This window comes from Bizionia psychrotolerans, from assembly GCF_001039595.1.
Genome location: NZ_JNGS01000012.1, coordinates 1 through 9080 on the forward strand (window position 1 = coordinate 1; position 9080 = coordinate 9080).

The 9080-nt window shown below is 33.4% G+C and carries 8 protein-coding genes and 1 pseudogene; 3 read left to right on the forward strand and 6 right to left on the reverse strand.

From position 1 onward, the window contains the following. On the reverse strand, window positions 1-675 hold a 675-nt coding region (locus tag GK51_RS01275; protein ID WP_048331212.1), incomplete at its 3' end, for a hypothetical protein. 109 nt (window positions 676-784) lie between these two features. Further along, entirely contained in the window at window positions 785-1888 is a 1104-nt protein-coding gene (locus GK51_RS01280) for a Glu/Leu/Phe/Val family dehydrogenase (protein WP_048331202.1), read from the reverse strand. A gap of 143 nt (window positions 1889-2031) precedes the next feature. On the opposite strand from GK51_RS01280, the pseudogene GK51_RS01285 reads away from it, so the two are divergent. Both GK51_RS01285 and GK51_RS01290 read left to right on the forward strand, forming a co-directional pair. Then, window positions 2032-3790 (forward strand): annotated as a pseudogene (locus GK51_RS01285) (ABC transporter ATP-binding protein). A 162-nt stretch (window positions 3791-3952) separates the two neighbouring features. Further along, the gene (locus GK51_RS01290; protein ID WP_048331214.1) at window positions 3953-4339 is read left to right on the forward strand and encodes a PUR family DNA/RNA-binding protein; all 387 of its coding nucleotides are present in this window, start codon (window positions 3953-3955) and stop codon (window positions 4337-4339) included. Window positions 4340-4390: 51 nt separating this feature from the next. Here the strand turns inward: GK51_RS01290 and GK51_RS01295 are convergent, their stop codons facing one another. Beyond that, window positions 4391-5422, reverse strand: a complete 1032-nt coding sequence (locus GK51_RS01295; RefSeq protein WP_231575826.1) for a lysophospholipid acyltransferase family protein — start codon at window positions 5420-5422, stop codon at window positions 4391-4393. After that, window positions 5419-6333, reverse strand: coding sequence for a bile acid:sodium symporter family protein (locus GK51_RS01300; protein WP_048331204.1), 915 nt, complete (start codon window positions 6331-6333; stop codon window positions 5419-5421). The genes GK51_RS01295 and GK51_RS01300 overlap by 4 nt, the downstream gene beginning before the upstream one ends. Before the next feature lie 198 nt (window positions 6334-6531). Between GK51_RS01300 and GK51_RS01305 the strand changes: the two genes are divergently transcribed. Continuing rightward, on the forward strand, window positions 6532-7089 hold the full coding sequence (locus GK51_RS01305; protein ID WP_048331206.1) for a thioredoxin family protein: 558 nt from the start codon (window positions 6532-6534) through the stop codon (window positions 7087-7089). A 16-nt stretch (window positions 7090-7105) separates the two neighbouring features. Here GK51_RS01305 and GK51_RS01310 read toward each other — a convergent pair whose 3' ends face one another. Continuing rightward, complete coding sequence (locus tag GK51_RS01310) at window positions 7106-7810, reverse strand: tetratricopeptide repeat protein (RefSeq protein ID WP_048331208.1); 705 nt, start codon at window positions 7808-7810, stop codon at window positions 7106-7108. A gap of 110 nt (window positions 7811-7920) precedes the next feature. Further along, a complete protein-coding gene (locus tag GK51_RS01315) occupies window positions 7921-8853 on the reverse strand; it encodes a peptidylprolyl isomerase (RefSeq protein ID WP_048331210.1) in 933 nt (310 codons plus the stop codon). Between the last annotated feature and the right edge of the window lie 227 nt (window positions 8854-9080).

Sequence of the window (9080 nt, forward strand, 5' to 3'; positions counted from 1 at the left end):
TTTTGTTTTAGCAGCTATAGTTTCATTTAAACTATTTTGTTTTAAAATCGTTTTCTTAAACAAATCTAAAGCAAAAGCTCTGTCATCTTCATCTTTAAATAGTTCTGGCAAGAAAAAAGAATCAGCAGAACTTTGTTTTACTTTTCGTAATAGTTTGAGAAGAGCCGTATTTACAACAGGCAAATCGTCAGTCCAAGTTAAACTTTGATCTTCTAAATAATCATAAAGCTTATCATTAGGCGCAATGATATCTTTAAACAAACTGACAATAAAATTTTTATCTTCTGTAAAACTGGATGTGCGAGTTTCCATATAATTGGCATACAAATCGGACGCTAACATGCTTTTAAAAATAACATCTACATACTCGCTATCCAACTCCCAATTGATCACTTTATAAAACTCGAAAGCATCTATTAGACTGACGTTCTTTTTCAGTGCTAGCAACACTTCGTTATTACTGAATTTTTTGTTGGGATCTCTATCTTCTGAAGTTGCCAATTGTTTCTTTTGCGTTTTAATCACAAAATCTTCAGATCTTTCTTGCAACTTAATTAATAACGATAACTGCAGTAAATACAAATTATACATGTTATCAATACTTCGTAATAAAAAGGTTTGATCGGCTTTAAAATCGCCTCCTTCACCACCTGTATAGGCGTACATGGTTTGCATTACCTTAATCCGAATATGTCTTCTATTTAGCATACTTTCAAAGAACTTTAAATTTAAAGAGGCGAAAGTAGTCCTTTCGCCTCGCAAAAATAATATTTATTTAAACGAATTACTTCGAATTCTCATTTTTTCTAGCATCAATTCTGGCTTGAGCTATATTCAAGGCAGCATGATTGGTAGTAATATTATGTGTATTGGCATTGTTTAATATTTCCAAAGTGGTATTGTAAATATTTTCTGTTTTACGCATAATTTCTTTACGGTCATAACCTTCTAATTCTGCATAAACGTTAATGATACCGCCTGCATTAATTAAAAAATCTGGTGCATAAATGATTCCGCGTTCTTGAAGAATTTTACCATGTTTCTGCTCGATTGCTAATTGATTATTAGCAGCTCCAGCAATAACTTGTGCTTTTAATTTATATATGGTATCGTCGTTAATGGTTGCTCCTAAAGCACAAGGTGCATATATATCCATTGCTTCGGAATAAATATCATTTCCGCCATAAATAGAAACCGCATATTTAGCGCGTACTTCTTCCAAACGTTCCTGACTAATATCAGAAATAGTTACATTGGCACCTTCATCTACTAAATGCTCTACTAAAGCTTCACCAACATTTCCAATTCCTTGAACAAATACAGATTTACCTTCTAAAACATCACTTCCAAATTTGTATTTGGCTGCTGCTTTCATGCCCATAAAAACACCATAAGCTGTTATAGGTGAAGGATTTCCAGCACCACCAAGTGATTCAGAAATTCCAGTAACGTAAGGCGTTACCTCGCGAACGGTATCCATATCAGCAGTAGTCATTCCTACATCTTCAGCGGTAATATATTTTCCGCTTAAAGAGTGAACAAACTCACCAAATTTACGCATCAATTCTGGCGTTTTTTGTGTTTTGGCATCACCGATAATAACTGCTTTTCCACCACCTAGATTTAAACCTGTAATAGCCGACTTAAAAGTCATACCTCTAGATAGACGTAAAGCATCGTTTAGAGCTTCCCATTCATTGGCATAATTCCACATTCTGGTACCACCTAAAGCAGGACCTAAAACCGTATTATGAATTCCTATTATTGCTTTTAAACCTGTATCTTTGTCGTTGCAAAAAACAACTTGCTCGTGATTGTCGAATGAATGCTGACCAAAAACGGGATCCATTTTATGTAATTCGTTGGCATTAATAACGTCTGTTACCATGATAATTATAGTTTAATATTATTTGTGTTTTGTACTATCTGTAAAAACAACGTGCAAAATTAAGGGAATATTAGTGTTTAAACAACATAAATAATATTAAAATGCGAATTTGTTAAAAACTTTATACAAACCCAAATCTATTAATGAAAGAATTAAAGCATTTAAATAAGTACTTTTTAAAATATAAAGGAAAAGTTATTATTGGAATTGTTATCACTATTGTTTCAAAAATATTCTTGCTATTTACGCCTGAACTCATTGGATCCTCCATTGATGTTGTGGATGATTTTAGAAAAGGTATTATTACAGATATTGCAATTGTAAAACAGGAACTACTTGTTAATATTCTTTATATAATAGGTGCAGCCATTATAACTGGTATTCTAACATTCTTTATGCGCCAAACCATTATTAATGTATCGCGTTATATTGAGTTCGATTTAAAAAATGAAATTTACCAGCAATACCAAAGATTATCTTTAAACTTCTACAAAAAAAATCGAACTGGCGATTTAATGAATCGGATAAGTGAGGATGTGAATAGTGTAAGAATGTATGCTGGACCTGCTATTATGTATAGTATTAACACCTTTACATTGTTCGTTATTGCTATTTTCTTCATGTATCGGCAAGCACCAACCTTAACGTTGTATACTATAATTCCGTTACCCATTTTATCCGTTATTATCTATAAATTGAGTAAAACCATTCATAAACGCAGTACGATTGTTCAGCAATATTTATCCAAATTGTCCTCATTTACACAGGAAACATTTAGTGGGATTGCCATTATTAAATCCTACGGAATGGAAGAACAATCTTCCATTAATTTTGATGAATTAGCAACTGAAAGCCGAGAGAAACAATTAGACTTGGTACGAATTAATGCGTTTTTCTTCCCAATGATGATTTTACTGATTGGTTTAAGTAATCTCATCGTTATTTACGTTGGTGGTTTGCAATATATTGCAGGTGAAATTAGTCTAGGTGTCATTACTAAATTCATCATTTATGTCAATATGTTAACATGGCCTGTTGCAACGGTTGGTTGGGTAACATCTATCGTTCAGACTGCAGAAGCTTCTCAAAACCGGATTAACGAGTTCTTGAAAATTGAACCTGAAATTCAAAATAAAGCTACAAGTCCTTCCGTTATTAAAGGTGATATTGTTTTCAAAAATGTATCTTTTACATATGATGACACGAATATTCAAGCCCTGAAAAATGTTTCATTCACTTTAAAAGGAGGCGAAACTTTAGCCGTTATTGGGAAAACAGGTTCTGGAAAATCTACTATTTTAGATGTAATTGGTCGTTTGTATGATATTGAAGCTGGCGAACTACTCATTGACGGTGAACCTATAGATCAAGTTAATCTGGACAATCTTCGGGATGCCATTGGATATGTGCCACAAGATGCCTTTTTGTTTTCGGACACCATAAATAACAATATTAAGTTTGGGAAAGAGGATGCAACCGACGAGCAGGTTATTCAAGCTGCCAAATACGCTCAAGTTCATAAAAACATTATCGGTTTTACCAAAGGTTATGAAACGGTTTTAGGCGAACGAGGTATCACACTTTCTGGAGGTCAAAAACAACGTGTTTCCATAGCAAGAGCCATTATAAAAGATCCGCAGATATTATTATTTGATGATTGCTTATCTGCTGTTGATACTGAAACTGAAGAAAAAATTCTGAACAATCTTAAAAAAATTGACCACAGGAAAAACAACCATTATCGTTAGTCATAGAATTTCAGCAGCCAAAAATGCAGATAAAATAATTATTCTTGATGACGGTAAAATTGTGCAAGCTGGTACTCATGAATCTTTAATAGATACCGAAGGGTATTATAAAAATTTATATGAAAAGCAATTAAGCGAGTCTTCAAATCTATAAGTTGCAGTCGGTTTTTAGAAACGGCTTAAGGGTTTCATTTTTAATAACTTAAATATGATTTAAACCGTTAGCTAAAAGAAAATTCATAATTTGTTGCTTGCTACCTGATTTTTTTAGATTTTTGAGGAACTTATAATTTGTGTTTTATAATATATTATGACTATGGATACTAATGGAATGATGGAGAAAGAAGAGATTTTCTCAAAAGTATTAAGAGCAGGAAGACGTACGTATTTCTTTGATGTAAGATCTACTAAAGCTGGAGATTATTACTTAACCATTACGGAAAGTAAAAAATTCACCAATGACGATGGTTCGTATCATTACAAAAAACACAAAATATATTTATACAAAGAAGATTTTTCAGAATTCACTACCATTTTACAAGAAATGACTGACTATATCATCAACGAAAAAGGAGACGAGGTTATAAGCGAGCGTCATCAAAAAGATTTTAAGAAAGAAGAATATACTGATGATGACATCGCATCGGAATCATCACCAAAATCAACAGAAAATTTTACAGATATTAGTTTTGATGATATCTAATCTTTTCAAACCTATAATAGAAAGCCGCTGTTTAGCGGCTTTTTTTTATGCTTATAACTTAACTGCTAAAAGAGAAAATAGAAGAGCTAGAAACACATAAACAACAGCATAAGTTAAACCCAAACTCAACAACAAGATAACAAATAAGATTGCCATCCAAATGGGAACCAAACTAATAGCCATTGCAAACCGAAACGTGGCAACAAATTCCACTTCTTTTACTTTTGGTTCTGCAATTCCTTTCCAAATACCATAGGGAACTATTAGTAAAACAATCAGTAATAATTTAAAGAATGCTTTGATTTTTTTTGGCTGCTTCTTTTTACGAAACGTGCAATTTTGAAATTGCGAAGCCATACAAACATTCACAACTTCCGGGTTTAAAAAATCAGCATGTAATGATTTCAATTTGTTTATATTAATATCATAATTATCAGCAGAAATATGACTTGTTAATTGCGTAAGTGCCATCCAAACATCTGATTTCAATCGATTTATTTCAGTTGTTTTATCACCATGCATATAATCTTTCGCCAAAATTTCGGATCCGAAATAAAGCGACACGCTATCGGCAAAGGCATCGGCTTGCTCATAATTTAATCCTATTGGAATCAGTTTTAAGTCAGTTTCTGGAAACCTTTCCATCGTTTCAAAAACAATGCGTGTAAAACCTTTACTTAAGGGTCGGACTGTTCGGTTTATATGATGATTTCCCTCAGGAAAAAGCGCAACCACTTCACCAGAATTCAAACAACGACTGCAGTTTTCAAAAATAGCTGTATTGTTTGCTACCGTATTCCATCCATCTCGTTTCCGATATACTGGCAACATATTTAAACTTCGTAAAAGCGCATTTACCAGTGGTTTTTTAAATACGCTAGCACGTGTTAAGAAATAAGAAAACCTACCCGATTGTGTAGCAATTAGCAACGCATCCATCAGTGCGTTATTATGATTAGAGACGAAAAGAACAGGTCCTTTACTTGGAACTTTGTCAACATGTTTGACTTGAATCCGCCTGTAATAAAAAAACAAACCTAATGTAATATATGAACGGACGGTATATAGCCAGATTTTTTTCAAACCGTTTGGGTTTTAGTTGCAAATTTGGAAGACCAAAAAAATGCGAGTAATAATCCAGAAACAATATGCCAAATCCCCCAAAAAGCTGCCATAATTGCCATACCTCCTAAACCGTTAAAAAATGTAAATATTAGTAAAAGTCCAATTCCAGAATTCTGAATCCCAGTTTCAATAGTAAGCGTTTTTTGATTTGCAAAAGATAATTTAAAAGCACGTGCAACACCAAATCCTAATAGAAACGCTAGTAAATTATGACTAATACCAAGGAGTAGAACATGGTGGATATATTCAGAAAAAACATCTAAATTGTTTAATAAAGCAATAATAACAATACCTACAAAAACTAATATTGAAAATGGTTTGAGCCAACGCGCTAACCGCAACGCTAATTTGGGAAATTTATAATTTACAAGCATACCACAAATTAAAGGTATTCCTAATATGAGTAATACGATTTGAACCAAATCAAACGGATTTAATGAAACATCCTGTAAAATTAAAGCTGTAGGCTGATATAGGTTGCCATAAAACTCAAAATTAAAAGGCGTTATAACAATAGCAATAAAGGTAGAGAAGGCAGTTAAACTGACAGAAAGCGCTGTATTTCCACCAGCTAAATGCGTCATAAAATTTGAAATATTCCCTCCAGGACATGCAGCTACCATCATCATTCCCAAGGCAATACTGGGTTGTGGATTAACAACAATGATAAAACAATAAGTCAGCAAAGGTAATAGCACAAATTGAGAAAGCAATCCTATTAAAACCAGTTTTGGTGTTTTAAATAAGGTTTTAAAATCAGAAATAGAAATCCCCAAAGCAACACCAAACATGACGATAGCCAAGGCGATGTTTAGAATCCACAAATTACTGGAATCAAAATGAATTTGAACTCGGTCAAGTTCTTGCATGAAAAAAAACGCGTTAATTGGTTGGCTAAATAATGTTGTAATATGATAGTAAATTACTTAAATAGCAAATCAAAAGCGAACAAAATGTTCAAAACGCGACTAATTCATCACATCCTTTTTAACATTAAAATGATTAAGTTAGAAATTGGGCTTGCTTCAAATATTTCCTAACTTTATAAAAAATAAAATGATCATAAAATGTCACAAACACCTTCAAATATGCTTCCTTTAGGAACAATAGCCATAGATTTTAGTTTAAAAGATACGATTTCCGATGAAATTGTGACCTTGCAAAACGCTAGAGGCCTTCAGGCTACTGTTATTATGTTTATCTGTAATCACTGTCCATTTGTGAAACATGTGAATTCTGAACTCGTAAAAATAGCGAAGGAATATGCCAGCAAAGGTGTTAATTTGATTGCTATTTCTAGCAATGACGTAGAAAATTATCCGCAAGATGCGCCTGATAAAATGAAGCAAAATGCACTAGATGAAGGTTATATTTTTCCGTATTTATATGATCAGACTCAAGAAATAGCCGAGGCCTATCAAGCTGCTTGCACGCCAGATTTTTACGTGTTTGATACCGATTTAAAATTAACCTACAGAGGTCAGTTGGATGATTCACGCCCTGGGAATAATATACCAGTAACTGGAACCGATTTACGATATGCTTTAAATTGTATTTTAGAGAATAAAGAAAATACCAAAGAGCAGAGACCGAGCATTGGTTGTAATATTAAGTGGAAAAAGTAATTATATGTTATAGTCTTTAATTAGATTCCTGAATTTTGTAATTTGAAACAAATGTTTTTGCTCTTTTATTACTCGGATTCAACGCTAATGCCTTATTATAATTCGTAAAAGCCAATAAGCTATCACCAAGTTTTAAATAACCAGATGCCAAACTATCATAGGTGTTATCGCTATCTGGATGCAGCTTGGTATTTAAGTTAAAAACAGCAACGGCATCAACATATTCTTGATCACGCATGAGATCATAACCCATGATATTAAATTCACGTTCATTTATAAATTCAGACATGGAATCTTGTTCTTTAATGGCCATAAAACCTTGAAGTGCGGCTTCATAATTTTTATCTTTCAAATGCATAGAGGGCGTTTTAAAGGTATCAGGCACTTTTAAATAGGCATATGATATAGAATCGGATTCATTTTCTGGAATAATAGCCAAATAGGATTTTTGTGTTTTAGGATGTTTCACAAAACGTAATTTTTGATACATGTCAGGTACAAAAAAGGTACGCTCATCTAATGCAACCGGCTTTACCTCTGCTCCTTTCCATTGTAAATACAACACGTTATCTTTATATGAAACATCAATAACAGCATCTGCGTTATACAGATAGCGTCCAGAAGTTTCTGTTTTTATGGAATCGGTATAATTAATACTGTTGGAACAACTGGTTACTAAAAGAATCACAATTAGTGTCAGGTAAGTGAATTTAAATTTCATAATGTAAAAATTTATTATGTTAATGCCGAATGAAGCAAAAAAAACGTCTCTTTTAAAATGAGACGTTTTTTAATTTATTTGTTACAAATAAATTTAATTTCTTTCTTAAATTATTTAGCATTCACCAACTCCACATCAAAAATTAAGGTGGCATCGGCAGGAATAACGCCTCCTGCTCCACGTGATCCGTAACCTAAATGACTTGGAATAACCAAACGTGCTTTATCACCAACGTTTAAAAGGCAAATACCTTCATCCCAACCTGCTATAACTTGACCAACGCCTACTTGAAATTCTAGTGGATCTTTGCGTTTATATGATGAATCGAAAACCGTTCCATCCGCCAATTGACCTTTGTAGTGAACCGATACTGTTTGACCTTTTTGTGCTTTTGCACCAGATCCTTTTTGAAGAATTTGGTAACGCAAACCACTTTCTGTTTTATCAAAACCAGCTGCCAACTTATCTAATTCTGCTTCACCAGCTGCTTTTTCTGCTGCTATTTTTTTTTCACGTAAGCCTTCAAAGGTTCTAAAAGCTTCAACAGCATTAAAATTTTCGGCCTCTGCTCCCACACGAATAATCTCGACTTTATCAAGCATATCAGATTGCGCAATGGCATCAACCACATCTTGTCCTTCTTGAACTTTTCCAAAAACGGTATGGTTTCCGTCTAACCAAGGCGTTTCAACATGAGTAATAAAAAACTGACTACCATTAGTACCTGGTCCAGCATTAGCCATGGATAAAATTCCAGGTGCATCATGCTTTAAATCAGGATGAAATTCGTCATCAAACTTGTAGCCTGGGTTTCCAGTTCCAGTTCCTTGTGGACAACCACCTTGAATCATAAAATCTGGAATGACTCGGTGAAATTTTAAACCATCATAATAAGGAGTGCCTTGTTTTTTAGCAGAATTTTCTAAATTACCTTCAGCTAAAGCCACAAAGTTACCTACTGTACCTGGTGTTTTTTTATATTCTAAAGCAACTAAAATGTCGCCTTTACTTGTATGAAATTTTGCGTATAATCCGTCTTGCATTGTTTATTTTTTTAATGAGATGCAAAGATATGAAAAATGAAGTTGAAGTTAAAATCGAATCCCGATAGCTATCTGGAGAAATTAAAAGTCTCAAAAGTCATCTACTCAACTTCGCGCCTTCGCGAGAAACCAACTTTGCACCTCTGAAACTTTGAAACTTTGAAACTTTGAAACTTTGAAACTTTGAAACTTTGAAACTTTGAAACTTTGAAACTTTGAAACTTAAA